The sequence below is a fragment of the Stenotrophomonas sp. YJH_SMC_106-19 genome (assembly GCF_059368375.1).
The window spans coordinates 61,354-85,686 of the sequence record NZ_JCAFRQ010000007.1 but is presented as its reverse complement, the minus strand read 5'-3'; the positions used below and the strand labels follow the sequence as shown (position 1 = coordinate 85,686).

Sequence of the window (24,333 nt, the reverse complement as noted above, 5' to 3'; positions counted from 1 at the left end):
GTGACCGGGCCTACGGCCGCCAGTTGGCGTTGTTCTCCCAGAACGCCACCGAACGCTGGTAGGCCTCACGGTCCAGCGGCACGCCGGAACCCCCCTCCTCCACACCGAGCGCATTGCGCATCATCGTGATCGGCGCCATCGGCACTTCTTCCGGTTCGGCAGTGTAGATGCAGCCGACGATGCCCCAGTCCGCATCGATCGGTGAGCCCTCTTTGGCCAGCTGCTCGGCGCTGTACAGGATCACCACCAGGTAGTTCGCACGCGGCGATTCGACGCCTTCGAACCAACGCACCAGCACCGGCAGCTCATCGCGGTTGCGCGCTTCGTAGCCGCTGCGCAGCAGGTGGCGGTTGGCATCGGTGACCGGCACGGTCAGGCAGCGCGTGCTGGTCCAGTTCTCGTAGACGAACAGCTTGCAGAACGGCGCGTAGCCGTCGAGCACCTTCAGCGGTGCGTGTGCGTTGAGATACGCCTCGAACTGCTCGGCAGTGCAGTCCTGGATGGTGTTGCCGCGCGGCACGCGCGGGAACAGGCGGGGACGGGCGAAATCGGTAAGGACGATGGACATGGTGTGCGGCGTGATCAGGAATTCAGTGGCACAGGGTACCCGCCCTTCCCCCTTCGCGGCAGGCGCTTCACACATTCATTGCACATCCATCTTGATGAAGCGATATACTGGTTCGCACCCGCCGCCATCGCCCGTGCCATGACCGCCATCAGCTTCGAGTTCTATCCGCCCAAGACCGACGAACAGCGCAGCCAGCTCGACCGTGCCGCGGCGAAGCTGAAGGACTACGCGCCCGAGTACGTGTCCTGTACGTTCGGCGCCGGTGGCTCGACCCTGAGCTACACCTCCGAGACCGTGCGCCATCTCAACCAGCACCACGGCTTCGAGGCGGCGCCTCATCTCTCCTGTGTCGGCGGCACCCGCCAGGAAATCCGCGAGCTGCTCAAGCTGTACCGCGCCATCGGCTGCCGCCGGCTGGTCGCACTGCGGGGTGACCTGCCCTCGGGCATGGGCTTTCCTGGCGACCTGCGCTACGCCGCCGAACTGATCGCCTTCATCCGTGCCGAACATGGCAATGCCTTCCGCATCGAGGTCGGTGCCTACCCCGAAACACATCCGCAGGCCTCCGATGCCCTGGCCGACCTGAAGCACTTCAAGGCCAAGATCGATGCCGGCGCCGACGCGGCGATCACCCAGTACTTCTTCAACCCCGACGCCTACTTCCACTTCGTGGATGAAGTGCGCCGGCTTGGCGTGGACGTGCCGATCACGCCCGGCATCATGCCGATCGCCAACTTCAGCCAGCTGCGCCGCTTCTCCGAGCAATGCGGTGCCGAGATCCCGCGCTGGATCGGCCGCAAGATGCAGGCCTACGGCGATGACGCGGCATCGGTGCGTGCATTCGGCGCCGAAGTGGTGGCCAAGCTGTGCCAGCGCCTGATCGAAGGCGGCGCGCCGGGCCTGCACTTCTACACACTGAACCTGGCCAAGCCGACAACGGCCGTGTTGAAACTGCTGCAGGGCTGAAAGCACGCTGCACGCGTGCATTCGGCGCTACCCTGCGTCGATGAGATCCATTTCACTCCTGCTGCTGCCGCTGCTGCTGTCCGCTGCGCCCGGCGTTGCCCACGGCCAGGCCTCGCGCCTGAACCGCTGCACCGATGCACAAGGCCAGAGCGTCTACACCGACCGGCCCTGCGACAGCATCGGCGCGCGATCACGGCTGCCACCTCCCGCTCCTGCCGGCAACCACCTGCCGCGGGACTCGCTGGGGGCGCGCTGCCCGCGCCGCCTGAGCGAGCTGGTACAGGCCCTGCGCACCGGCATTACCGGCAACGACGTGAACCGCTTGTCCTCACTCTATCTCTGGGGGGCGGTGTCCGACGCGGGCGCGCAGCGCATCCTCGGCCAGCTGGAGTCGCTGGCGCGGCGGCCACTGGTGGACGTCGTGCCGGTCTATCCGCAGCAGGCACAGGCCCTTCTCCAGGACGAGGATCCTGCACTGGCCGGATCCGCGACCGAGCCCTCCACGTCGCGCCATCCCGTAGGCCTGCGGCTTGAGCAGACGCTGCCTGGCAGCGCCACCCGCGCCGCGACGGTGCTGGGACTGCGACGTCAGTACGGCTGTTTCTGGATCACCTTGTGACCGGTGGGGTCCGATCCCGGCAATGGGGTCAGAGCCCGGCTGCGCGGGGATCTGACCCCGCGAGCGTGCTCTACTCCGGCCACAGGCTGCGGATGGCGGCGATGCCCTGCCCACCATGGCGGCGCGCCTCAGCGACCTGGCCGCGTGCCATCCCACCCAGTGCGTAGATGGGCAGCGATACCTGTGCACGCAGGGCGGCAAACGCATCCCAGCCCAGCGGCGTTGCCTCGGGATGGCTGGCGGTCGCCTGCACCGGCCCAAGCACGGCGAAGTCGCATCCCAGCCGTTGTGCGGCCTGCAGCTGCTCAAGATCGTGGCAGGAGGCTCCCACCAGCTGCCCATCCGGCAACGGTCGCGCCTGCAGGGACAACAGCTGTTCGCTGCCCAGATGCACGCCGACACCCAGCGAGCGCGCCAGTTCGATATCGCGGTTCAGCAGCCACTGCACCCCGCGCCGGTGCGCGCGCAGCGCCTGCTCGATCAGGGCCTGACGGCGAGGATGCTGCAGCGGCAGGCGCAGCTGGATGCGCTGCTGGCCGCCACTGACCGCGCGCTGCAGCCGTTCCTGCCACTGCCGTTGACCGGCCTCGTCCTCACCCGGTGCAGGGGTGACCAGATAGCAGTCGGGCTCGCGCAGTGCCGCCACCACCGGCAGGTCGGCCGGCGGCATCGAGTAGCGTCCGAGCTTGTCCTGCGCGACCCAGGTGATGGCCTGGCCTTCGCGACCGCGCGGCGTGCCCTTCCAACTGCGGACGTGCCGCACTTCCAGCGTCAGGTGCTTGTCCGGGTACCGCTGCGGCACGTCCATGATCCAGTCGCCGACCTCGGCTTCGATGCCCAGTTCCTCGCGCAGTTCACGCACCAGGGCCTGCGCGGAGGTTTCGCCCGCTTCGCGCTTGCCGCCGGGGAACTCCCACAGGCCGGCCATGTCACGGTTCTCGGTACGACGGTTGAGCAGCACGCGGCCACGGGCGTCGGTGATGACGGCCGCCACGACATGGATCGATCGGGTGGGGGAAGGCATGCAGGGAGCATGCCTACAACAGGGGGACCGGCGCAATCGCGGATCGCGTACTTTCCTGCCCCAGAACGGGAGAGCCCCGCTTTCGCGGGGCTCTCTGGCCGGTCAGCTCAGCTGGCCGTGGCAGTGCTTGTACTTCTTGCCACTGCCGCACGGGCACGGATCGTTGCGGCCGATCTTGGCTTCTTCGCGCTGCACCTGGGCCACGCCCTGCTGCGCGGCCTGCACCTGCGCCGCTTCCTCGTCGGCGCTGTAGCCGCCGGCGTCCTGGTGCTGGAACTGCGACTGGCGCAGGCGTGCCTCGACCTGCTGGCGCTCGGCCGCTTCCAGTGCCTGCACTTCCTCGTCGCTGCGGATGCGCACGCGGGCGAGCAGGGTCACCACTTCGCGCTTGACGTTCTCCAGCATGTCCGAGAACAGCTCGAAGGCTTCCTTCTTGTACTCCTGCTTCGGCTGCTTCTGCGCGTAACCCCGCAGGTAGATGCCCTGGCGCAGGTAGTCCATGCGTGCCAGGTGCTCCTTCCAGCTCTGGTCCAGCACGGTCAGCATCACATGCTTTTCCAGCGCGCGCATGGTCTCGTCGCCGACGCTGGCTTCCTTCTCGGCGAAGTGCTGGTTGACGCGCTCCTGCACCTTGGCGGCGATGGTTTCGGCGTCCAGTTCCTCGTGCGACTTGACCAGGTCGGTCAGCGACATCTGCAGGCCGAACTCCGACTCCAGGGTCGCTTCCAGGCCACGCAGGTCCCACTGCTCGTCTACCGAGTTCGGCGGCACGAAGCGCGCAACGATGTCGAAGACGACGTCGTCGCGGATGCCATCGACGTTCTCCTTCACCGATTCGGCGTCCAGCAGTTCATCGCGCTGGGCGTAGATGACCTTGCGCTGGTCGTTGTTGACGTCGTCGAAGTCCAGCAGGTTCTTGCGGATGTCGAAGTTGTGGGCCTCGACCTTGCGCTGCGCCTTCTCGATCTGGCGGCTGACCAGGCGGTCTTCGATGACGTCGTCTTCCTTCATGCCCATCATGCGCATGGCCTTCTGCACCCAGTCGGAGGCGAAGATGCGCATCAGGTTGTCTTCCAGCGACAGGTAGAAGCGGGACGAACCCGGGTCGCCCTGGCGGCCCGAACGGCCACGCAGCTGGTTGTCGATACGACGCGATTCATGGCGCTCGGTGCCGACGATGTGCAGGCCGCCTGCCGCCTTCACTGCTTCGTGGCGCTGCTGCCAGTCGGCCTTGATCGCCGCCTTCTGTTCATCGGTGGCATCTTCGCCCAGCGCATGCAGCTCTGCTTCCAGCGAACCACCGAGCACGATGTCGGTACCACGACCGGCCATGTTGGTGGCGATGGTCACCGCGCCGGGACGACCGGCATTGGCGACGATGGTCGCTTCGCGGTCATGCTGCTTGGCGTTGAGCACTTCGTGCTTCACGCCCGCCTTGCGCAGGTGCTCGGACAGCATTTCCGAGGTTTCGATCGAGGTGGTACCGACCAGCACCGGCTGGCCGCGCTTGGCGCATTCCTCGATGTCGGCCAGCACCGCGTTGAACTTGCCCTTGCGGTTGAGGAACACCTGGTCCGGGCTGTCCTTGCGGATGGTCGGGCGGTTGGTCGGGATCACCACCACTTCCAGGCCGTAGATGCTCTGGAACTCGAATGCTTCGGTATCGGCCGTACCGGTCATGCCGGACAGCTTCTTGTACATGCGGAACAGGTTCTGGAAGGTAATGCTGGCCAGCGTCTGGTTCTCACGCTGCACCGGCACGCCTTCCTTCGCCTCCACCGCCTGGTGCAGGCCGTCGGACCAGCGGCGACCGGCCAGGGTACGGCCGGTGAACTCGTCCACGATCACCACTTCACCATCGCGCACGATGTAGTCCACGTCACGCTGGTAGATGGCGTGCGCGCGCAGGGCGGCGTTGAGGTGGTGGACCACGGTCAGGTTCTGCGCCGCGTAAAGGCCTTCGGTGTCGCCGTTGAGGATGCCGGCCTCGACCAGCAGCTGTTCGGCGTGCTCCATGCCCGCTTCGGACAGGTGCACCTGCTTGCCCTTCTCGTCGACCCAGAAGTCGCCCTCGCCGTCTTCCACTTCCTGCTTGACCAGGTTCGGCACGATGCGGTTGACGCGGATGTACAGCTCCGGGGAATCGTCGGCCGGGCCGGAGATGATCAGCGGGGTGCGTGCTTCGTCGATCAGGATGGAGTCGACTTCGTCGACGATGGCGTAGTGCAGGCCGCGCTGATAGCGATCGGCCTTGGACAGCGCCATGTTGTCGCGCAGGTAGTCGAAACCGAATTCGTTGTTGGTGCCGTAGGTGATGTCGGCGGAATAGGCTTCGCGCTTGTCGCTGTGCGGCATGCCCGGATACACCACGCCCACGCTCAGGCCCAGCCAGTTGTACAGCTTGCCCATCTGCGCGGCATCGCGGCGGGCCAGGTAGTCGTTCACGGTGACCACGTGCACGCCCTTGCCTTCCAGCGCGTTGAGGTACACCGGCAGCGTGGCCACCAGGGTCTTGCCTTCACCGGTACGCATTTCGGCGATCTTGCCCAGGTGCAGGACCATGCCGCCGATCAGCTGCACGTCGTAGTGGCGCATGCCGAGCACGCGGCGACCGGCTTCGCGGCAGACCGCGAATGCTTCCGGCAGGACCTTGTCCAGGGCCTCACCGCCGGCGATGCGCTGCTTGAACTCCGGCGTCTTGGCCTGCAGCTGCTCGTCGGAAAGCTTCTCGATCTCCGGCTCCAGCGCATTGATCTTGGCGACGATGCGGTTGAGCTGGCGCAGCTGTCGTTCGTTACGACTGCCAAATACGCGGGTAAGCAGGCTGTTGATCATTGAAGGAACCGGGTTGGATGGACACGACGCCCGGCCTTCCCTGGGGAATCCGTCCGCCGCAAACGAAACAGGGCGCTTGGCGCCCTGTCGATGGCAACACCCATTGTAGCTTGGGACGGCCGGGAGGGGTTTCAAGCGTCCCGTGCGGCGTGATCGGCCCGGATCCGGCAAACCGGGGTTGAGCAAAGGGGTCGGATCCCTTTCGCCGTGGCGAAAGGATCTGACCCCAAGGAGGGTGGCGCCGGGCCATGCCCGGCGCTGGAATCAGCCGCGGCTGATACGGCCGACCGGCGTGTTGCCGCCGTCGCCGAGGAACTTGCGCGGGTTGACCACGTTGCCGTTTTCCCACACCTCGAAGTGCACGTGGGCGCCGGTGGAGCGACCGGTGGAACCGGCCTTGGCCACTTCCTGGCCGGCACGGACCAGATCGCCGACCTTCACGACCAGGCGCGAATTGTGCGCGTAGCGGGTGACGTAGCCGTTGCCATGGTCGACATCGACGACGTTGCCGTAGCCGCCCTTGACGCCGGAGAAGCTGACCACGCCATCGGCCACGGCCATGACCGGATCGCCGACCCGGGCGTGGAAGTCCATGCCCTTGTGGGTGGCGGCACCGCGGCCGAAGGGGTCGGCACGGGTGCCGAAGCCGGACGTGACATAGCTGTTGCGGATCGGCATGCGCGAAGGCACGGCGTTCTGCTGCAGCTGGTGATCGAACATCAGCGATTCCATCACCGACAGCTGGCGGCCTGAAGCAGCGAAACGCTGCTCCAGCACCTGTAAGTCGGCGTTGACATCCTTGACCGGGATGTCCGAGGTCGGGCCGCCGGCATCGCCGTCACCCAGGCCGGGAGTTTCGTTGAAGTCGAACTCGCCATCTTCCAGCTTGCCCATCTGGGTCAGCCGTTCGCCCAGGGCGTTGAGGCGGGTGGCCTGCGCCTGCAGCTCGCCGAGGCGGGCCGCCAGCGCGTTGACCTGGGTCTGCGCATCGCGCTGGACCTTGGCCAGTTCAGCCTCCTGGCGGTCGACCTTGGCCTGCAGCCGCGAATCGTTGAACGCGTTGGCGCCGATTCCGCCTGCAAAGCCGATAATGCAGCCTACCCCGAGCACGCTGCCCAGCAGGGCACGGGGGCGGTCCTCGAAATAGAACCGCAAACGCGTGAGCGCCGATTTGGCCTGACCTTCACGCGTTTTGATTACGATCTTTTTGAATGCCATCAGTGAGTTTTCATGTCTGAGCCGAAATCCAGCGTTCGCCCCGCTTCCGTGCCGAAACCGGCACTGGATGCGGTGATGGCGGACAAAAGCGGGAACCCGCTGCGGCGTGCCTTGTGGCTCGACGCGCTGGACCGTCAGTTGCGCCCCCAGTTGCCGCCACCTCTGCGCAGCCGTTGCCGGCTGGCCAATGTGGACGGGGAACACCTCGTTTTTCTCGTCGAGTCCCCGGTCTGGCATGCCAAGTTCCGGCTTGCCGAGGCCCAGCTTCTCGACGCGGCCCGGTCCATCGGGCTGAAGGCCACCAGGGTGACCATCAAGACTGCGTCCACCACTCCCTCACGCTCCCCAGCGATCGACAACCGGAATGGCCCCCACGCAGTTTCAGCCGCCACGCACAAAGGGCTACGCGACGCCTTGGCAGCCCTGCAGGATGTTCCTTCGAAGCCGAAGAAGCGGTCCTGAGGACAACGGAGCCTCCTGCTCCGCTCCCCGTCGCGCGTGTCACCGCAGCGTGAAACATTTCGGGGGCCGGGTCGCATCCTAGCGGTCCCCGGTGGACCTGTCGTTAGATTGTTGTTAAAACAACGTTAAATTCAGGCTTCCGATCCAACAGGTTCACGAAACCGTGACGACAGACCGACAGTCGCGTCACCTGCTGCGTCGTATCCATCGCAGCCTCCAGAAATGCGGACGCCGCCCTGAGAGGCGGCGTTTTTTCCTTTTAATTCAAAGCGTTATGTGGATCAGGCGTAGGCCGGGGTGGCGTACTCGACCGGATCCGGTACCGCCGGCGAGTCATAGCTGACCCACTCCCACGCGCTGGCATCGGCCATCAGCGCGCGCACCAGCTTGTTGTTGAGCGCGTGACCGGACTTGAAGCCCTCGTAGGCGCCCAGCACCTGGCCACCGGCGAGGTAGAGGTCGCCGATCGCATCAAGGATCTTGTGGCGCACGAATTCGTCGGCGTAGCGCAGCCCGTCTTCGTTGAGCACGCGGAACTCGTCAAGCACGATGGCGTTGTCCATCGACCCGCCCAGGCCCAGATTGCGTTCACGCATGTACTCCAGGTCGCGCATGAAGCCGAATGTGCGCGCGCGGGAGATTTCCTTGGTGTACGCCAGCGTGGAGAATTCGATTTCCTGGCGTGACTGCTTGGCCGGGATCATCGGGTGGTCGAACTGGATGGTGAAGCCCAGCTTGTACCCCTCGTAGGGCGTGAAGCGGGCCACCTTGTCACCCTCGGTCACTTCCACGGTCTTGAGCACGCGGATGAAGCGCTTGGGCGCATCCTGTTCCACGATGCCTGCCGACTGCAGCAGGAACACGAACGGGCCGGCCGAACCGTCCATGATCGGCAGCTCGGCCGAGGACAGCTCGACGATGATGTTGTCCACACCCAGGCCGGCCAGAGCCGACATCAGGTGTTCAACGGTCTGGACCTTGGCGTCGTTGCAGGTCAGGCCGGTGCACAGGGTCACTTCGGTGACCAGCTCCGCCTTGGCCGGCACTTCCACCACCGGATCCAGATCCACGCGGCGGAACACGATGCCGTGGTTGACCGGTGCCGGGCGCAGGGTCATGTAGACCTTGTCACCGCTGTGCAGGCCAACGCCGGTGGCGCGGATCGTGTTCTTGAGGGTGCGTTGCTGGATCATGGGGGCAGACCGGAAGTGACACCTTAGATTAACACGCGCACTCCCCTACCCCGGCTGAAACGGCGGCAGGACACACCGGCGCGCGGGTGGGACACGCGTGAAGGGCCGCCGGGCCTATCCTGGCCCGGCGCCCGCACTTCAGGACATGGTGGCGCGACCCGGGGAGGACAAGCCCCGGGCAGCTCCGCTCAGTCCGCCTGGCGGCGCAGGAACGCCGGGATGTCCAGGTAATCGTTCGGCAGTTCCGCCGCCGCCGGGGCCGAAGAGGCCGGGGCCGACGCGGTGGAGGCTGCCGCGGTATCGCTGCTGGCACGACGCAGGCCCAGGCCCATGCCGCCCACGGCCTTGGAGACCGCATCGCCACCCGTGTCGAACTCGCCGAACTCCGGCTGGCCGGTGGTGGCATTGCGCACCAGCTTGATCGGCGCACGCTCGCCCGGACGCTGGCTCTTGCTGGCCGACACGCGGTTCAGGCCGGTAGCGACCACCGTCACGCGCACTTCGTCCTGCATGTCCGGATCCAGCACGGTACCGACCACCACGGTGGCATCTTCGGACGCGAAGCCATCGATGGTGCGGCCGATCTCGTCGAACTCGGCCATGGTGAAGTCGGCGCCGGCGGTGATGTTGACCAGGATGCCGTTGGCACCGGCCAGGTTCACATCGTCCAGCAGCGGGTTCTGGATCGCCGCTTCGGCGGCAGCCTGGGCACGGTCATCGCCACGGGCGGTGCCGGTACCCATCATCGCCAGGCCCATTTCGGACATGACGGTGCGCACGTCGGCGAAGTCGACGTTGATCAGGCCCGGACGCACGATCAGGTCAGCAATGCCCTGCACGGCGCCCTGCAGCACGTCATTGGCGGCACGGAACGCCTGGATCATGGTGGCGTTGCGGCCCAGCACGGTGATCAGCTTCTCGTTCGGAATCGTGATCAGCGAGTCGCAGTGCTGGCTCAGTTCCTCGATGCCCTTCAGCGCAACCTGCATGCGGCGACGGCCTTCGAACGGGAACGGCTTGGTGACCACGGCCACGGTCAGGATGCCCATTTCCTTGGCCAGCTGCGCCACCACCGGCGCCGCACCGGTGCCGGTGCCGCCGCCCATGCCGGCGGTGATGAACACCATGTCGGCGCCCTGCAGGGCGTCCATGATGCGCTCACGGTCTTCCAGGGCGGCCTGGCGGCCCACTTCCGGGTTCGCGCCTGCGCCCAGGCCCTTGGTCACGTTGGTGCCCAGCTGCAGCTGCAGCTTCGCACCGCAATTCTTGATGGCCTGCGAGTCGGTGTTGGCGGTGATGAACTCCACGCCGTCCACCGCCGAGTTGACCATGTGCGCCACGGCATTGCCGCCGCCGCCGCCCACGCCAACCACCTTGATCACCGCATTGGGTGCCATCTTTTCGATCAGTTCAAAATGCGCCATGTCCGTGTCCTCGTTGTATCCGCTTTCGATGGCATGGGCATTCGGGCGTCCTGCCGTCCTGCTGCATGCCGCCGTTGCGGCTGTGTGGGTTGTGTGTTGCCGGTGTTGCGTTGTGTTGCGGGTGTTGCATCCGGGCGATGCCCGGCGTTAAGGGTTCCGCGTCAGAACTCGCCGCGGAACCAGGTCTTGAGTTTCTTGAACATGCTGCCGGCGCGCCCGGTCGGCAGCGATGGCCGGCGCGGATGCTCGATCTGGCTGCCCATCAGCAGCAGGCCCACGCCGGTGGCGTGCACCGGGTTGCCGACCACTTCGCCCAGGCCGGTGACGTGCTGCGGAATTCCCACGCGCACCGGCATCTGCAGCATCTCTTCAGCCAGCTCGACCACGCCTTCCATCTTCGATGCACCGCCGGTGAGCACCATGCCCGCGCGCACCAGCTCTTCGAAGCCGGAGCGACGCAGTTCGGCCTGCACCATCTCGAAGATTTCCTCGTAGCGGCCCTGCACTGCCTGCGCCAGCGAATGGCGCGGCATGCGCCGCGGCGGGCGATCACCCACCGACGGCACCTGGATGCTCTCCTCGGCAGTGGCCAGCTGGGCCAGGGCGCAGGCGTAGCGCACCTTGATCTGCTCGGCTTCCGGGGTCGGCGTGCGCAGCATGTGCGCGATGTCGTTGGTGACGTGGTCGCCGGCAATCGGCAGCGATGCGGTGTGGCAGATCGCGCCCTGCACGAACACCGCGATGTCGGTGGTGCCTGCGCCCATGTCGACCAGCACCACGCCCAGCTCGCGTTCGTCGGCGGTCAGCACCGCCACGCTGGAGGCCAGCGAGGACAGCACCAGATCATCCACCTGCAGGCCGCAGCGCTGCACGCACTTGCTGATGTTGGCGGCGGCGGACTGCGCGCACACCACCAGGTGTGCATGCACTTCCAGGCGCACACCGGTCATGCCCACCGGGTTGCGGATGCCTTCCTGCGAATCATCCAGCACGTACTCGCGCGGGATCGCATGCAGGATCTTCTGGTCGGCCGGAATCGCCACCGCCTTGGCAGCGTCGAGCACGCGGTCCAGGTCGCCCCAGGTCACTTCGCCATCGCGGATCGGCACGATTCCCGGCGAGTTCTTGCACTGCACGTGGTTGCCGGAGATCGAGGCGTAGACCGAACGGATCTCGCAGCCGGCCATCAGCTCGGCCTCTTCGACCGCACGCTGGATCGACTGCACGGTCGATTCGATGTCCACCACCACGCCGCGCTTGAGGCCGCGCGACTCGTGCGATCCGATGCCGATCACTTCGATCGGATTGCCCGGCGAATACTCGCCCACCAGCGCCACCACCTTGGAGGTGCCGATATCCAGGCCGACGATCAGCGATTTGTCACCCTTGCGATTCATGTCCTTTCCTGCGTCCTTCTTGCCGGGGTCGCCGGCGCGTCAGCCGGCGCGGCCGGGGTGCCCCAGCTCAGCGTGAAACCATTGGTGTAGCGGAGATCGGCGCGCTCGATCGGCGCAGCCTGGTTGGCCAGTTGTGGCAGCACGCGCACGAAGCGCTGCAGGCGCGAACGGGCGTCATCGCGTCCTACCACCACTTCGGTGCCGTTGCTCAGCACCAGCGACCAGCTGCCGCGCGCATCCATGGTCAGCCGGCGCACGTCGACGCCGGCAGGCGCGAACAGCGCGCGTGAATCGTTGTACAGCTTGACCACTTCCTCGGTCTGGCTGTCGGGGCCATCCAGCTCGGGCAGCTGCAGGTCGGCCAGCTTCTTCGGCGTGGGGAACAGCTTGCCCTGCTCGGACAGCAGGCGACCCTCGCCCCAGCGGGCGAAAGGCTTGTGCTCGACCAGGGTCACTTCCAGCACGTCAGGCCACTGCTTGCGCACCTGCGCGCTTTCCACCCACGGCAGCTTCTCCAGTGCGTCCTGCGCATCCTGCAGCTTGACCGCGAAGAACCCGGCACGCGCATACGGCAACAGCACCTGCTGCAGCTGCTCGGCCGGCACGCGCTTGAATTCACCGTGCACGCGCAGCTTCGCCAGCGGCCAGCGCTCGGCGCCGACCCAGCCATTGACCACGGCCACCACCGGCAGTGCCACCACCGACAGCGCCAGAAGCCAGACGAAGATGCGCAGCACCGCGTTCATGCGTGGCCAGCCTCCAGGGTCTGTTCAAGCACGCGCCACACCAGCTCCTCGAAGCCGATGCCGGCCTGGCGGGCCGCCTTGGGCACCAGCGAGTGGCTGGTCATGCCCGGCGCGGTGTTCACTTCCAGCAGGAAGAAGCGGCCACTTGCGCGGTCACGCATCACGTCCACGCGCCCCCAGCCACGGCAGCCGGCGGCGCGGAACGCGGCCAGCGCGATGCGACGGATCTCGTCCTCGGCCTCGCCGTCCAGGCCCGGGCACAGGTACTGGGTATCTTCTGCGATGTACTTGGCGTTGTAGTCGTACCACTGGCCCTTGGGCACGATGCGGATCGACGGCAGTGCGACGTCGCCAAGGATGGCGACGGTCAGCTCGTCGCCGACTACCATCTGCTCCATCAGCAGCTGGCCGTCGTAGCGCGCAGCCAACGCCACCGCCTCGTCCAGGCCTGCTTCGTCGGTCACACGGCTGATGCCCACGCTGGAGCCTTCGTTGGCCGGCTTGACCACCACCGGCAGGCCCAGCTCGCGCGCCTGTGCGTGGACGGTCTCGGCAGTGACCTTCCGGTACTGCGGGGTGGGTAAACCGACCGAGAGCCACACCTGCTTGGTGCGGATCTTGTCCATGCTCAATGCCGAACCCAGCACGTCCGAGCCGGTGTACGGCACGCCGAAGGCGTCCATCAGGCCCTGCACGATGCCATCCTCTCCGCCACCGTTGTGGCCGTGCAGGATGTTGAACACGCGATCGATGCCGCCGCCGGCCAATGCCCGGGCCAGGGCCGGAATGCCGTCCACGGCGAACGCATCGACGCCGCGCGACTGCAGCGCCTCCAGCACGTTGCGGCCGGAGTCCAGCGACACCTCGCGCTCGCTGGAGGTACCGCCGAGCAGCACGGCGACGCGGCCGAACACGGCCGGGTCGGTACTGCGCAGCGGCGGGAAGGTCAGCGTGCTCACGCCTCGCCCTCCGCCTTGAAGCCTTCCACTGCGATGTGGGTGGCGACGGCGCCGATATCGCCGGCCCCCATCATCAGCAGCAGGTCACCATCCTGCAGCACGTCCGGCAGCACGCTCGCCAGCTCGGCGGCCTTGCCCACCACCACCGGCTCGCTGCGGCCGCGGGCGCGGATGGCGCGTGCCAGCGCATGCGAATCGGCACCTGCGATCGGCTCCTCGCCGGCCGGGTAGACCTCGCTCAGTACCAGCGCGTCGACGCTGGACAGCACTGCAGCGAACTTGTCGAACTGGTCGCGGGTGCGGCTGTAGCGGTGGGGCTGGAACGCGACCACCAGGCGCTTGTCGGCCCAGCCGCCGCGGGCAGCGGCGAACACCGCCTCCAGTTCGCTCGGGTGATGACCGTAATCATCGATGATCCGCACCCTGGCACCGCTGGCGGTGGTTACTTCGCCCAGGTCGTTGAAGCGACGGCCGACGCCGGCGAAGGCCTCCAGCGCACGCGCAATTGCATCCGGTGCCACGCCCAGCTGCCAACCGACCGCAGCGGCGGCCAGCGCGTTGAGCACGTTGTGCCGGCCCGGCAGTGCCAGCACCACTTCCTGGCTGGTGCCCTGCGGCAGGCGCAGGGTGAAGCGCATGCGCGAGCCCTCCTGCACCACGTTCTCGGCGCGCACGTCGGCCTGCGGGCTCATGCCGTAGCTCATGACGTGGCGCGGCGTCCTGGCGGCCAGTGCAGCCACTTCCGGATCGTCGATGCACAGCACCGCCAGCCCGTAGAACGGAAGGCGCTGCAGGAATTCGGCGAATGCGGCCTGCACCCGGGCGAAGTCGTTGCCGTAGTTCTCCAGGTGGTCCGCATCGATGTTGGTGATGATCGACATCAGCGGATTCAGGCGCAGGAAGCTGCCATCGCTCTCATCGGCCTCTGCCACCAGCCACTGCCCACCGCCGAGCTTGGCGTTGGCGCCGGCGGCCAGCAGCTGGCCACCGATCACGAAGGTCGGGTCCAGGCCACCCTCGCTCAGTACCGCTGCCGTCAGGCTGGTGGTGGTGGTCTTGCCATGGGTGCCGGCCACGGCGATGCCACGCCGGAAGCGCATCAGCTCGGCCAGCATCGCCGCACGCGGCATGATCGGAATGCGCTGGCTGCGCGCTTCCATCAGCTCCGGGTTGTCTTCGCGGATCGCGCTGGACACCACCACGCAGTCGGTGCCCAGCACATTGGCCGCCGAATGGCCACGCATGATGCGTGCTCCCAGGCCGGCCAGGCGGCGGGTGGCCGCATTGTCGGCATTGTCCGAACCGGACACTTCATAACCCAGCGTCAGCATCACTTCGGCGATGCCGCTCATGCCGGTGCCGCCGATGCCGACGAAGTGCACGCGCGGGAAGGCGCGCACCAGGTCGTTGGTGTCGTGCAGGCGACGGATCATGCGCGGCCTCGCGCAGGGCAGGCGCGCTGGCATGCCTTCTTCATACAGCTTCCTCGAGAATGATATCGGCGATGCGCTCGGCGGCATCGACCTTGGCCAGGGCACGCGCGGCTTGCGCCATCTGCATGCGGCGGCCGGGATTTTCGGACAGATCGCGCAGCAGTGCGGCAATGCCGTCTGCCAGCGTTCCGTCCTGCTTCAGCAAAACCGCCGCGCCGCGCTCGACCAGATACTCCGCGTTGCGGGTCTGGTGATCGTCGACGGCGGCGGGGAATGGCACCAGCACGCTGCCGACACCGACCGCGCACAGCTCGGCCAGGGTGGATGCCCCGGCACGGCACACGACCAGGTCGGCCCACGCGAATGCCTCGGCCATGTCCGCGATGAACGGAGTGATCTGCGCCTGCACGCCCGCCTTGGCATAGGCCTCGACCGCTTCGGCGTGCAGCTTCTCGCCGCTCTGATGGCGCACCTGCACCGGCACTTCCGCACCGAGCGCTGCGATGGCCTGCGGCACGCCGCTGTTGAGTGCGCGCGCACCCTGGCTGCCGCCCACCACCAGCACGCGCAACGGACCGTGGCGATCGGCGAAACGCTGTTCCGGCGGCGCGATCGCGGCGATCTCCGCGCGCACTGGATTGCCCACCGCTTCTTCACCCTTGGCGAAGGTGCCCGGGAACCCGGTCAGCAGGCGGCGCGAGTAGCGCGACAGGATGCGGTTGGTCATGCCGGGTGCGCGGTTCTGCTCGTGCACCAGCAGTGGCAGCCCATGCAGGCGGGTGGCCATGCCACCGGGTCCCGAGGCGAATCCGCCGAAGGCAATCACCGCACGCGGCTGGCGACGGCGGATGATCATGCCGGCCGCACGCAACGCGCGCATCAGCCGCCACGGTGCGCCCAGCAGTGCCAGCTTGCCCTTGCCACGCAGGCCGGTGATGGACAGCGTGTCGATCGGAATGTCGTGCTGCGGCACCAACCGGGTTTCCATCGCGCCTTCGGCGCCCATCCAGGTGACCGGCACGCCACGCTCGCGCAGCACGCGGGCCACGGCCAGCCCTGGGAAGATATGCCCGCCGGTACCACCGGCCAGGATCATCACCGGGCGAACGTTGTGGTCGGCAGCACTCATCCGAGCCTCCCGAAAGTCGGTTCGACGCGGGACTGCAGGCGGCTGGTGCCACGCACGGCAGGGCCCGCGCCGGCAGGCGCGTCCGCGCCCATCGGCAGCGACCCCGCGGACGGGGCGGACGGCTCTTCGGCCGGTGCTGTGGCAGCATCGTCGCCGCCGCCGATGCGCACGGCCTGGCGGCGCTCGGCACGCTTCAGCTCGTAGGACACGCGCAGCAGCAGGCCCATCGCCACGCACGTCATCAGGACCGACGAACCACCCGAGGAGATCAGCGGCAGGGTCAGGCCCTTGGTCGGCAGGATGCCCAGGTTCACGCCGATCGAAACGAAGGTCTGCATGCTGATCCACAGGCCGATGCCGAAGGCGATGTAGCCGGAGAAGTGGCGCTTCATTTCCACGCAGCGCATGCCCAGCCAGAAGGTGCGGCCGACCAGCAGCGCGAACAGGGCGATGATGACGCAGGTGCCCATGAAGCCGAATTCCTCGGCGGTCACCGAGAAGATGAAATCGGTATGTGCTTCGGGCAGGTAGTACAGCTTCTGTACCGAATTGCCGAGGCCGACGCCGGTCCACTCGCCGCGCCCCACCGCCATCAGCGCGTTGGACAGCTGGTAGCCGTCGCCCTGCTGGTCGGCCCACGGGTCCAGGAACGAGGTGATGCGGCGCATGCGGTACGGCTCGATGATCGCCAGCGCGCTCATGCCGACCAGGCCGATGATCACCGGCATCGACATGCGCGGCATGTTGACTCCGCCCAGCACCAGCATGCCGGCCGTGATCGCCAGCAGCAGGGTCGACGAACCGAAGTCGGGCTGCAGCAGCAGCAGCACCACCAGCGCACCGGCCACGCCCAGCGGCTTGAGCATCGCCGGCCAGGTCGCGTTGACCTCGTCGCGGAAGCGCACCAGGTAGCTGGACAGCCAGACGATGTACAGCACCTTCACCGCTTCCACGGTCTGGAACTTGGAGACCCCCAGGTTGATCCAGCGGCGGGCACCATTGACGCTGCTGCCCAGACCGGGAATGAACACCACCAGCAGCAGTGCGAAGCAGCCCAGCAGCAGCACCTGGTTGTACTGCTCGATGGACTTCAGCTCGGTACGCGCGGCAATGGCCGCCAGCACGATGCCGATCGCCAGGAACACCAGGTGGCGGTTGAGGTAGTAGAACGGGCTGCTCATCAACGCGATCGAGCTCGACGCCACCATCACCACGCCCAGCCCGGTGAGCGCGAGCATCGCACCCAGCAGCCACTTGTCGTAGCTGCCTTCGATGGCTTCGAGGCGTGTTGCCTGGCGGGACAGGTCGTTCATCGTCAGCGCACCTTCAACGTGGCCAGGCCGATCAGCACGAGCACGACGGAGATGATCCAGAAGCGCACGATCACGCGCGGCTCCGGCCAGCCCTTCAGTTCGAAATGGTGGTGGATCGGCGCCATGCGGAACACGCGCTTGCCGGTCAGCTTGAACGAGGCGACCTGGATCATCACCGACAGGGTCTCGATGACGAATACGCCGCCCATGATCACCAGCACCAGTTCCTGGCGGGTGATCACCGCGATCGTGCCCAGCACCGCGCCCAGCGCCAGCGCACCGATGTCGCCCATGAAGACCATCGCCGGATAGGTGTTGAACCACAGGAAGCCCAGCCCGGCGCCCGCGATGGCGGCGCAGATGATGACCAGCTCACCGGCACCGGGAATCTGCGGGATCTGCAGGTAGTTGGCGAACACCACGTTGCCGGAGGCGTAGGCGAACACGCCCAGCGCGCAGGCGACCAGCACGGTGGGCATGATCGCCAGGCCGTCCAGGCCATCGGTCAGGTTGACCGCGTTGGAGAAGCCGACGATCCAGAAGTAGGCGATGGTCACGAAGCCGATGCCGGCCAGCGGCAGCGCCACCGACTTGAACATCGGAATGTAGAAGGTCAGTGCGGCAGGCACATCGGCGGTATAGAACAGGAACAGGCCGGCGGCCAGTCCGAAGATCGACTGCAGCAGGTACTTCCAGCGCGACTTCAGGCCGTTCGGGTCGCGGCGGACGATCTTGATCCAGTCGTCGTACCAGCCGATCGCGCCGAAGCACAGCATCACCGCCAGCACCAGCCAGACGTAGCGGTTGCGCAGGTCGGCCCACATCAGCACCGACAGGGTGACGGTCAGCAGGATCAGCGAACCGCCCATGGTCGGCGTGCCGGCCTTGGAGAAATGGGTCTGCGGGCCGTCCTTGCGGATCGGCTGGCCGCCCTTGAACTGGGCAAGCTTGCGGATCATCGCCGGGCCGAGCCACAGCGACAGGAACAGGGCCGTCAACGCGGCAAGGATGGCGCGGAACGTCTGGTAGTTGAACAGCCCGAACAGGCTCTCCAACTGCTGCAACCATCGAGCCAGTTCATACAACATGCGGGGATTCCTCTCCTTGCGCCAGCAGCGCTTTGACGATCGTGTCCATGGCGCTGCCACGGGAACCCTTGACCAGGCAGCGCACGCCGGCGTGCAGCTCGTCCTTCAACGCCTGCGACAGCGCGTCATGGGTGGCGAATTGGCGGCCGCCTTCGCCGAACGCGGCGGCGGCGGCGGCACTGAGCGGACCGAGCGCATACAGGCGCTTCAGCCCTGCGGCGCGCGCGCGGACGCCGGCCTGCGCGTGCAGCGACTGCGCATCCGGGCCAAGCTCACGCATGTCACCCAGCACCAACCAGCCCTCTTCCGGGGCGGCCGCCAGCGCATCGATGGCGGCGGCCAGCGAACCGGGATTGGCGTTGTAGCTGTCGTCCACCAGCACCGCACCATTGCGCAGCTGGTGGGCGATCTGGCGTCCGGGCACCGGCTGTGCGTCGGCCAGGCCGGCGGCGACCCATGCCAGGTCGATGCCGGCAGCCAGCGCCAGGCTGGCGGCAGCAAGCGCGTTGCTGACGTTGTGGCGACCCGGCAGGCCCAGCACCACGCGTGCTTCGCCCATCGGCGAGACCAGCGTGAACTGGCTGCCCTGCGCACCGGCGCGGATGTCACGCGCGGTGATGTCGGCAGTGTGTTCCAGGCCGTAACGCAGCACGCGGCAGCGCGGCGGAACGCCGACGAAGTGCTGCTCGAACCAGCGTCCGTAGGCATCATCGACATTGATCACCGCCACGCCGTCGGCCGGCAGTGCGGCGTAGATGGCGCCCTTGGTGGTGGCCACGCCGAGCAGACTGCCCATCCGCTCGAGATGCGCAGGCGCGATGTTGTTGACCAGCGCATAGCGCGGGCGGGCGATATCGGTCAGGTAGGCGATGTCGCCCGGCTTGCCGGCGCCCATCTCGTAGATGGCGTAGTCGGCATCTTCCGGCGCATCGATCACCGCCAGCGGCAGGCCGATCTCGTTGTTGCGGTTGCCCGGGTTGGCATAGACCACCTTGTGCGCGTGCTGTGCCACCTGTTGCAGGATGGCCAGCAGCAGGCTCTTCACGCTGGTCTTGCCGTTGCTGCCGGTGATCGCGAACACCTCGGTGCTGCGGTCGCGCTGCATGCCCGTGGCGATCTTCGCCAGCGCCAGTTCGCTGTCGGCGACCAGCACCTGCGGCAGCTCGACCGGCAGCAGGCGCTCGACCAGCAGCGCGCTGGCGCCACGGGCCTGCGCGTCGGCGGCGAAGTCATGGCCATCGAAACGCTCGCCACGCAGGGCCACGTACAGGCTGCCCGGGCCGAGACTGCGGGTATCGTTGCTGATGGCATCGATGGCGACATCGTCGCCGTGGATCTCGCCGCCGGCCCAGTGCGCGATCAGCGACAGCAGGGTGCGCTTCATCGTGCACCCTCCGCCGCCAGCACACCGGCCTTGGCAGCCAGTGCAGCGGCCGCCACTTCGGTATCGTCGAAGTCGTGGCGTACGCCCTTGATCTCCTGGTAGGGCTCATGGCCCTTGCCGGCGATCAGGATGATGTCGCCGGCACCGGCGCGCTTCACGGCCAGACCGATCGCGCGCGCACGGTTGCGCTGCACGGTCACCGCGCCGGCATCGGTGAATCCTGCAAGGATGTCGGCGACGATGCGGTCACCGTCCTCGCCACGCGGGTTGTCATCGGTCACGATGACCTGGTTGGCCAGCCGCTCGGCAATGGCCGCCATCTGCGGGCGCTTGCCGGTGTCACGTTCACCGCCACAGCCGAACACACAGTACAGCGTGCCCTGCAGATGCCCGTGCAGGCTGTCCAGTGCCTGTTCCAGTGCATCCGGCGTGTGCGCGTAGTCGATGACCACGGTCGGCAGGCCCTGCTCGCCACCAAGGCGGTTCATGCGGCCGCGGATCGGCTGCAGCGCCGACAGTACCTCGGCGATACGCGGCAGTGACTGGCCCTGTGCATGCAGGGTACCGGCCACGGCCAGCAGGTTGTCGACGTTGAAGCGGCCCAGCAGCGGCGACTGCACGGCAGCACGCTGGCCGTCGATGAGCAGTTCGAAGGCGATGCCACGGCCGTCCAGCTGCAGCGCTTCGGCGCGCACGTTGGCATCGGCCGCACCGCGCGAACTCAAGCCGATCGGCAGCACGCCGGCCGGCAGGTCGGCGAACAGCTGACGCCCGAACGCGTCGTCGAGGTTGATCACCGCGGCCTTCAGGCCAGGACGATGGAACAGGCGGGCCTTGGCCGCGCCGTAGCTGGCCATGTCGCCGTGGTAATCGAGATGATCGCGGGTGAGGTTGGTGAACACGGCCACGTCGTAATGCACGGCATCGACGCGGCCCTGGTCCAGCGCATGTGAACTGACTTCCATCGCCACCGCACGCGCACCCTGGTCGCGCAGCTGCGCCAGCAGGGCATGCATCTGCAGCACCAGCGGCGTGGTGAAGCCGGTCGGCTCGACCGCGCCGTAAAGTCCAGCACCCAGCGTGCCGATACTGCCACTGGGCGTTCCCAGCAGATGCCAGGCCTGGGCCAGCAGCTGCACGGTGGACGTTTTGCCGTTGGTACCGGTGACACCCACCATCGCCATTGCCCGCGACGGTGCACCGTGGAACTGGTCAGCCATTGCGCCCATGCGTGCGCGCAGGCCCGGCACCGCGATGGCATCGGCCGGTGCGGGCAGATCGTCCGGTGCCGGTGGCTCGAACAGGATCGCGCCGGCGCCCGCCGCGCGCGCCTGATCGACGAAGCCCAGGCCATGTGCGCCGAAGCCGGCGATGGCCACGAAGGCATTGCCGGGGCGTACGGCACGGCTGTCCAGCACCAGGCCGGTCAGAACGGGATCATGGCCCGCCAGGGCCACGTCCGGAAGCAACTGCGAAAGCAACATCGAAGGGCTCATTGCGTGCCTCCCGTGGCGGGCGGCGTCTGGACCTGCGCGCTGGGCAGCGCGGCATCGAATTCGGCGGCGGCATCGACCGGCAGCGCGGTCTCGGCCGGCGGGGCCGGCAGGATCGAGGCCGAGTGCCCCATCTTTCCGGACTGCTGCGCGGCCAGCCACGACTGCAGGTCGTCCAGCGGCACATCCATCAGGCGCAGAGTGCCTTCCATCACGTTGTGATAGACCGGCGCCGACACCAGGCCGCCGTAGAACTTGCCGGCCTGCGGATCATTGATGACGATGACAGTGGCGAAGCGCGGGTTGGTGGCGGGCACCACGCCGGCGAACAGCGCGTTGTAGTGACCGCGCTCGTAGCCGCCGGGGCCGGCCTTGCGCGCAGTACCGGTCTTGCCGGCGACGTGGTAGCCCAGGACCGCCGCCTGCTTGGCGCCGCCCTGGGTGACCACCGTTTCCATCATCGCCACCACCTGCTTGGCGACGTTCTCGTCGATGATCTGCTGGCCTTCGTTGCGCTGCCCCTTGACGAAGGTCGGTGCAATCAGGCGACCACCGTTGGCCAGCGCCGAGTACGCGGTGGCGATCTGCAACGGCGTGACCGACAGGCCGTAGCCATAGGACATGGTGGTCTTGGTGGTTCCCGACCAACGGCCCGGACGCATCACCACACCTCCCGACTCACCCGGGAAACCGCTGTGCGGTACCGAGCCGTAGCCGAAGCGCCGCACACCGTCATAGAAGGTCTGGTCGGGCATCTTCGCCGCGACCTTGGCGGCACCCACGTTGGAGCTGCGGGTGATCACGCCGGTCACGTTCAGTACCCCGTTGTTGCGCGGCACGTCGCGGATGGTGAAGCGGCCCAGGGTCATGTAACCCGGATTGGTGTCGACGATGGTGTCCTTGGTCACCACGCCTGCCTGCAGCGCGGTGGCGATGGTCAACGGCTTCATCGTCGAGCCCGGTTCGACCAGATCGGTCACCGCGCGATTGCGGCGCGAATCGGGCAACGCACCGGTCAGCGAGTTCGGGTTGTAGGTCGGCAGGTTGACCATGGCCAGGATCTCGCCGGTGGTCACGTCCATGATGACCATCGAACCGCCGGCCGCCTTGTTGGCCACCAGCGCATTGCGCAGTTCCTTGAAGGCCAGGTACTGGATGCGGCGATCGATGCTGAGGGTCAGGTCCTTGCCCGGTTCGGCGGCACGCAGCAGATCGCTCTCGACGGTCTCGCCCTTGCGGTTGCGGATCACCCGCTTCGCGCCCGGCTTGCCGCGCAGCCATTCGTCGAACGCCAGTTCCAGGCCTTCCTGGCCGCGGTCGTCGATGTTGGTGAAACCCAGCACATGCGCCATCGCTTCGCCCTGCGGGTAGAAGCGGCGGAACTCGCGCTGCGCGGCCACGCCTGGAATCTTCAGCGCGACCACCTTTTCTGCCTCGTCCGGATTGATCCGGCGACGCAGGTACATGAATTCCTTGTCCGACTTCTGCGACAGGCGGCTGCTCAGCTCGTCCACCGACATGCCCACGGCCTGCGCCAGTTCCGGAATGCGGTCAGGGGCGCGCAGCAGGTCCTGCGGGTTCACCCAGATCGAGGCCACCGGGGTGGAGACCGCCAGCGGTTCGCCGTTGCGGTCGGTGATCATGCCGCGCGATGTCTTGATCGGCAGCTCGCGCAGGTAGCGGGCCTCGCCCTGGCGCTGGTAGAAATCGCTGTTGATGATCTGCACGTAGGCCGCACGGCCGACCAGCGACACCGAACACAGGCCGAGCGCCAGTGCCACCCAGCGCAGGCGCTGGCGCAGGTTGAAGGCGTTGCGTGGACGGTTGCGGCCGGTCTTGCTCATGGGCGCACCACCACTACGTCGGCGGCTTCGGGGAACTTCATGCCCAGCTTTTCACGGGCGATGCGGTCGACGCGGTTGGCTTCGGCCAGGGTGGCCTGTTCCAGCTGCAGGCGGCCGAATTCGATGTTCAGGTCATCGCGCGCACGCTCGGCGCGCGACAGCTCGATGAACGTCTGCCGGTGGCGGTGGCGCACGAACACCACGCCGATCGCCGAGGCCACGGTGGAGGCCAGCAGAATGATCAGCAGCAGGCGGCTCATGCGTCGGCCTCCCGCTTCTGGGCCACGCGCAGCACGGCGCTGCGCGCGCGCGGGTTGGCGGCCAGTTCGTCGTCCGTGGCCTTGATGGCCCCGCCGATCAGGTCCAGGGTCGGCACGAACGCGACCGCTTCAGGCAGGCGGCGGTTGGCAGGCGGCGCCTTGGCCAGACGGTTCATGTACTGCTTGACGATACGGTCTTCCAGCGAATGGAAGCTGATGACCGCCAGCCGGCCGCCGGGCTTGAGCCGCTCCACCGCCGCGTCGAGCCCGGCCTCCAGATCGGCCAGCTCGCGGTTGATGTGGATGCGGATGGCCTGGAAACTGCGGGTGGCCGGATGGATCTTGTCCTTGCCACGGGGCATCACCGACGCGATCAGTTCGGCCAGTTCGGCGGTGCGGGAGAACGGCTGCTTCTCGCGGCGGGCAACGATGGCGCGGGCGATGCGCCGGCTCTGCCGCTCTTCGCCGTAGGTCCACAGCACGTCGGCGATCTCGCGCTCTTCGACGCGGTTGATCCACTGCGCGGCACTTTCGCCGCTGTCCGGATCCATGCGCATGTCCAGCGGGCCGTCCTTGCCGAAGCTGAAACCACGTTCGGCCACGTCCAGCTGCGGTGAGGACACGCCGAGATCGAACAGCACGCCATCCAGGCCTTCGGCCGTCTCGTTCCACTGCAGCAGCTGGGCGAAGCTGCCACGGAAAATCGACACGCGCGGGTCCGGCGCGAAGTCGCGCTCGGCCACAGCGATGGCTTCCGGATCCTTGTCCATGACCAGCAGGCGTCCCTCCGGCCCCAACTGGGTGAGCACGCCACGTGCGTGACCGCCACGACCGAACGTGCCATCCAGATAACGTCCGTTTTCGATCACCCTCAGGCCGTCCAGGACCTGGGTGTACAGGACCGGCAGGTGCACCGCCGGCGACTGCGACACCGGAAGGTGACCGGCCTGCGCTTCTGGGCGCATCCGGGCACCCCGG

The 24,333-nt window shown here is 67.1% G+C and carries 21 protein-coding genes; 3 read left to right on the top strand and 18 right to left on the bottom strand.

Going from position 1 to position 24,333, the window contains the following annotated elements; translation table 11 throughout:
* Positions 1-10: 10 nt before the first annotated feature.
* Entirely contained in the window at positions 11-568 is a 558-nt protein-coding gene (locus AC5P5M_RS17045) for a DUF3228 family protein (protein WP_065175850.1), read from the bottom strand.
* 138 nt (positions 569-706) lie between these two features.
* Between AC5P5M_RS17045 and metF the strand changes: the two genes are divergently transcribed.
* Together metF and AC5P5M_RS17035 are read left to right on the top strand one after the other, a co-directional pair.
* The gene (gene metF, locus AC5P5M_RS17040; RefSeq protein WP_053516480.1) at positions 707-1,534 is read left to right on the top strand and encodes a methylenetetrahydrofolate reductase [NAD(P)H]; all 828 of its coding nucleotides are present in this window, start codon (positions 707-709) and stop codon (positions 1,532-1,534) included.
* A gap of 40 nt (positions 1,535-1,574) precedes the next feature.
* Complete coding sequence (locus tag AC5P5M_RS17035) at positions 1,575-2,153, top strand: DUF4124 domain-containing protein (RefSeq protein ID WP_283219232.1); 579 nt, start codon at positions 1,575-1,577, stop codon at positions 2,151-2,153.
* A 70-nt stretch (positions 2,154-2,223) separates the two neighbouring features.
* Here AC5P5M_RS17035 and AC5P5M_RS17030 read toward each other — a convergent pair whose 3' ends face one another.
* The 3 genes from AC5P5M_RS17030 to AC5P5M_RS17020 all read right to left on the bottom strand — a co-directional run bounded on the left by AC5P5M_RS17030 (position 2,224) and on the right by AC5P5M_RS17020 (position 7,230).
* Positions 2,224-3,177, bottom strand: a complete 954-nt coding sequence (locus tag AC5P5M_RS17030) for a Nudix family hydrolase (protein WP_053516444.1) — start codon at positions 3,175-3,177, stop codon at positions 2,224-2,226.
* Positions 3,178-3,279: 102 nt separating this feature from the next.
* Positions 3,280-6,012: a preprotein translocase subunit SecA gene (gene secA / locus AC5P5M_RS17025; RefSeq protein ID WP_053516445.1), complete on the bottom strand. Its 2,733-nt coding sequence runs from the start codon at positions 6,010-6,012 to the stop codon at positions 3,280-3,282.
* 264 nt (positions 6,013-6,276) lie between these two features.
* Positions 6,277-7,230: a M23 family metallopeptidase gene (locus AC5P5M_RS17020; RefSeq protein WP_053516446.1), complete on the bottom strand. Its 954-nt coding sequence runs from the start codon at positions 7,228-7,230 to the stop codon at positions 6,277-6,279.
* A 12-nt stretch (positions 7,231-7,242) separates the two neighbouring features.
* Between AC5P5M_RS17020 and AC5P5M_RS17015 the strand changes: the two genes are divergently transcribed.
* Entirely contained in the window at positions 7,243-7,692 is a 450-nt protein-coding gene (locus tag AC5P5M_RS17015; RefSeq protein ID WP_053516447.1) for a DciA family protein, read from the top strand.
* 281 nt (positions 7,693-7,973) lie between these two features.
* On the opposite strand, the gene lpxC is transcribed toward AC5P5M_RS17015, so the two are convergent.
* From lpxC to rsmH, 14 genes are all read right to left on the bottom strand, one after another.
* Positions 7,974-8,885, bottom strand: coding sequence for a UDP-3-O-acyl-N-acetylglucosamine deacetylase (gene lpxC / locus AC5P5M_RS17010; protein WP_053516449.1), 912 nt, complete (start codon positions 8,883-8,885; stop codon positions 7,974-7,976).
* Positions 8,886-9,073: 188 nt separating this feature from the next.
* Positions 9,074-10,309: a cell division protein FtsZ gene (ftsZ, locus tag AC5P5M_RS17005; RefSeq protein ID WP_053516450.1), complete on the bottom strand. Its 1,236-nt coding sequence runs from the start codon at positions 10,307-10,309 to the stop codon at positions 9,074-9,076.
* A gap of 161 nt (positions 10,310-10,470) precedes the next feature.
* Positions 10,471-11,706 (bottom strand): cell division protein FtsA, encoded by a 1,236-nt coding sequence (gene ftsA, locus AC5P5M_RS17000; RefSeq protein WP_005408083.1) that lies wholly within the window; start codon positions 11,704-11,706, stop codon positions 10,471-10,473.
* The gene (locus tag AC5P5M_RS16995; RefSeq protein WP_053516451.1) at positions 11,703-12,452 is read right to left on the bottom strand and encodes a cell division protein FtsQ/DivIB; all 750 of its coding nucleotides are present in this window, start codon (positions 12,450-12,452) and stop codon (positions 11,703-11,705) included. Before AC5P5M_RS16995 ends, ftsA begins: the two co-directional genes overlap by 4 nt.
* Positions 12,449-13,411, bottom strand: a complete 963-nt coding sequence (locus AC5P5M_RS16990; protein WP_065182802.1) for a D-alanine--D-alanine ligase — start codon at positions 13,409-13,411, stop codon at positions 12,449-12,451. The genes AC5P5M_RS16995 and AC5P5M_RS16990 overlap by 4 nt, the downstream gene beginning before the upstream one ends.
* Positions 13,408-14,844: a UDP-N-acetylmuramate--L-alanine ligase gene (gene murC, locus AC5P5M_RS16985; RefSeq protein WP_053516454.1), complete on the bottom strand. Its 1,437-nt coding sequence runs from the start codon at positions 14,842-14,844 to the stop codon at positions 13,408-13,410. The genes AC5P5M_RS16990 and murC overlap by 4 nt, the downstream gene beginning before the upstream one ends.
* A gap of 40 nt (positions 14,845-14,884) precedes the next feature.
* The gene (gene murG / locus AC5P5M_RS16980; RefSeq protein ID WP_065175811.1) at positions 14,885-15,973 is read right to left on the bottom strand and encodes an undecaprenyldiphospho-muramoylpentapeptide beta-N-acetylglucosaminyltransferase; all 1,089 of its coding nucleotides are present in this window, start codon (positions 15,971-15,973) and stop codon (positions 14,885-14,887) included.
* Positions 15,970-17,286 (bottom strand): putative lipid II flippase FtsW, encoded by a 1,317-nt coding sequence (ftsW, locus tag AC5P5M_RS16975; protein ID WP_065175812.1) that lies wholly within the window; start codon positions 17,284-17,286, stop codon positions 15,970-15,972. The genes murG and ftsW overlap by 4 nt, the downstream gene beginning before the upstream one ends.
* A 2-nt stretch (positions 17,287-17,288) precedes the next feature.
* Positions 17,289-18,374, bottom strand: coding sequence for a phospho-N-acetylmuramoyl-pentapeptide-transferase (gene mraY / locus AC5P5M_RS16970; protein WP_053516457.1), 1,086 nt, complete (start codon positions 18,372-18,374; stop codon positions 17,289-17,291).
* On the bottom strand, positions 18,364-19,758 hold the full coding sequence (locus tag AC5P5M_RS16965) for a UDP-N-acetylmuramoyl-tripeptide--D-alanyl-D-alanine ligase (protein ID WP_253119408.1): 1,395 nt from the start codon (positions 19,756-19,758) through the stop codon (positions 18,364-18,366). The genes mraY and AC5P5M_RS16965 overlap by 11 nt, the downstream gene beginning before the upstream one ends.
* Positions 19,755-21,254: a UDP-N-acetylmuramoyl-L-alanyl-D-glutamate--2,6-diaminopimelate ligase gene (locus AC5P5M_RS16960; protein ID WP_346479926.1), complete on the bottom strand. Its 1,500-nt coding sequence runs from the start codon at positions 21,252-21,254 to the stop codon at positions 19,755-19,757. Before AC5P5M_RS16960 ends, AC5P5M_RS16965 begins: the two co-directional genes overlap by 4 nt.
* A complete protein-coding gene (locus AC5P5M_RS16955) occupies positions 21,251-23,095 on the bottom strand; it encodes a peptidoglycan D,D-transpeptidase FtsI family protein (RefSeq protein ID WP_065182805.1) in 1,845 nt (614 codons plus the stop codon). Before AC5P5M_RS16955 ends, AC5P5M_RS16960 begins: the two co-directional genes overlap by 4 nt.
* On the bottom strand, positions 23,092-23,355 hold the full coding sequence (gene ftsL, locus AC5P5M_RS16950; RefSeq protein ID WP_053516463.1) for a cell division protein FtsL: 264 nt from the start codon (positions 23,353-23,355) through the stop codon (positions 23,092-23,094). The genes AC5P5M_RS16955 and ftsL overlap by 4 nt, the downstream gene beginning before the upstream one ends.
* Positions 23,352-24,320, bottom strand: a complete 969-nt coding sequence (rsmH, locus tag AC5P5M_RS16945) for a 16S rRNA (cytosine(1402)-N(4))-methyltransferase RsmH (protein ID WP_053516464.1) — start codon at positions 24,318-24,320, stop codon at positions 23,352-23,354. Before rsmH ends, ftsL begins: the two co-directional genes overlap by 4 nt.
* Positions 24,321-24,333: the final 13 nt, after the last annotated feature.

Bases quoted from the DNA above. Each gene is read 5' to 3' on its own strand.
- AC5P5M_RS17035 (WP_283219232.1), top strand. From the start codon at position 1,575: ATGAGATCCATTTCACTCCTGCTGCTGCCGCTGCTGCTGTCCGCTGCG.
- AC5P5M_RS17015 (WP_053516447.1), top strand. From the start codon at position 7,243: ATGTCTGAGCCGAAATCCAGCGTTCGCCCCGCTTCCGTGCCGAAACCG.
- lpxC (WP_053516449.1), bottom strand. From the start codon at position 8,885: ATGATCCAGCAACGCACCCTCAAGAACACGATCCGCGCCACCGGCGTT.
- murG (WP_065175811.1), bottom strand. From the start codon at position 15,973: ATGAGTGCTGCCGACCACAACGTTCGCCCGGTGATGATCCTGGCCGGT.
- murC (WP_053516454.1), bottom strand. From the start codon at position 14,844: ATGATCCGTCGCCTGCACGACACCAACGACCTGGTGCGCGCCTTCCCG.
- AC5P5M_RS17030 (WP_053516444.1), bottom strand. From the start codon at position 3,177: ATGCCTTCCCCCACCCGATCGATCCATGTCGTGGCGGCCGTCATCACC.
- rsmH (WP_053516464.1), bottom strand. From the start codon at position 24,320: ATGCGCCCAGAAGCGCAGGCCGGTCACCTTCCGGTGTCGCAGTCGCCG.
- ftsL (WP_053516463.1), bottom strand. From the start codon at position 23,355: ATGAGCCGCCTGCTGCTGATCATTCTGCTGGCCTCCACCGTGGCCTCG.
- AC5P5M_RS16955 (WP_065182805.1), bottom strand. From the start codon at position 23,095: ATGAGCAAGACCGGCCGCAACCGTCCACGCAACGCCTTCAACCTGCGC.
- ftsW (WP_065175812.1), bottom strand. From the start codon at position 17,286: ATGAACGACCTGTCCCGCCAGGCAACACGCCTCGAAGCCATCGAAGGC.
- metF (WP_053516480.1), top strand. From the start codon at position 707: ATGACCGCCATCAGCTTCGAGTTCTATCCGCCCAAGACCGACGAACAG.
- AC5P5M_RS17020 (WP_053516446.1), bottom strand. From the start codon at position 7,230: ATGGCATTCAAAAAGATCGTAATCAAAACGCGTGAAGGTCAGGCCAAA.
- secA (WP_053516445.1), bottom strand. From the start codon at position 6,012: ATGATCAACAGCCTGCTTACCCGCGTATTTGGCAGTCGTAACGAACGA.
- ftsA (WP_005408083.1), bottom strand. From the start codon at position 11,706: ATGAATCGCAAGGGTGACAAATCGCTGATCGTCGGCCTGGATATCGGC.
- AC5P5M_RS16965 (WP_253119408.1), bottom strand. From the start codon at position 19,758: ATGAAGCGCACCCTGCTGTCGCTGATCGCGCACTGGGCCGGCGGCGAG.
- AC5P5M_RS16960 (WP_346479926.1), bottom strand. From the start codon at position 21,254: ATGAGCCCTTCGATGTTGCTTTCGCAGTTGCTTCCGGACGTGGCCCTG.
- AC5P5M_RS17045 (WP_065175850.1), bottom strand. From the start codon at position 568: ATGTCCATCGTCCTTACCGATTTCGCCCGTCCCCGCCTGTTCCCGCGC.
- ftsZ (WP_053516450.1), bottom strand. From the start codon at position 10,309: ATGGCGCATTTTGAACTGATCGAAAAGATGGCACCCAATGCGGTGATC.
- mraY (WP_053516457.1), bottom strand. From the start codon at position 18,374: ATGTTGTATGAACTGGCTCGATGGTTGCAGCAGTTGGAGAGCCTGTTC.
- AC5P5M_RS16995 (WP_053516451.1), bottom strand. From the start codon at position 12,452: ATGAACGCGGTGCTGCGCATCTTCGTCTGGCTTCTGGCGCTGTCGGTG.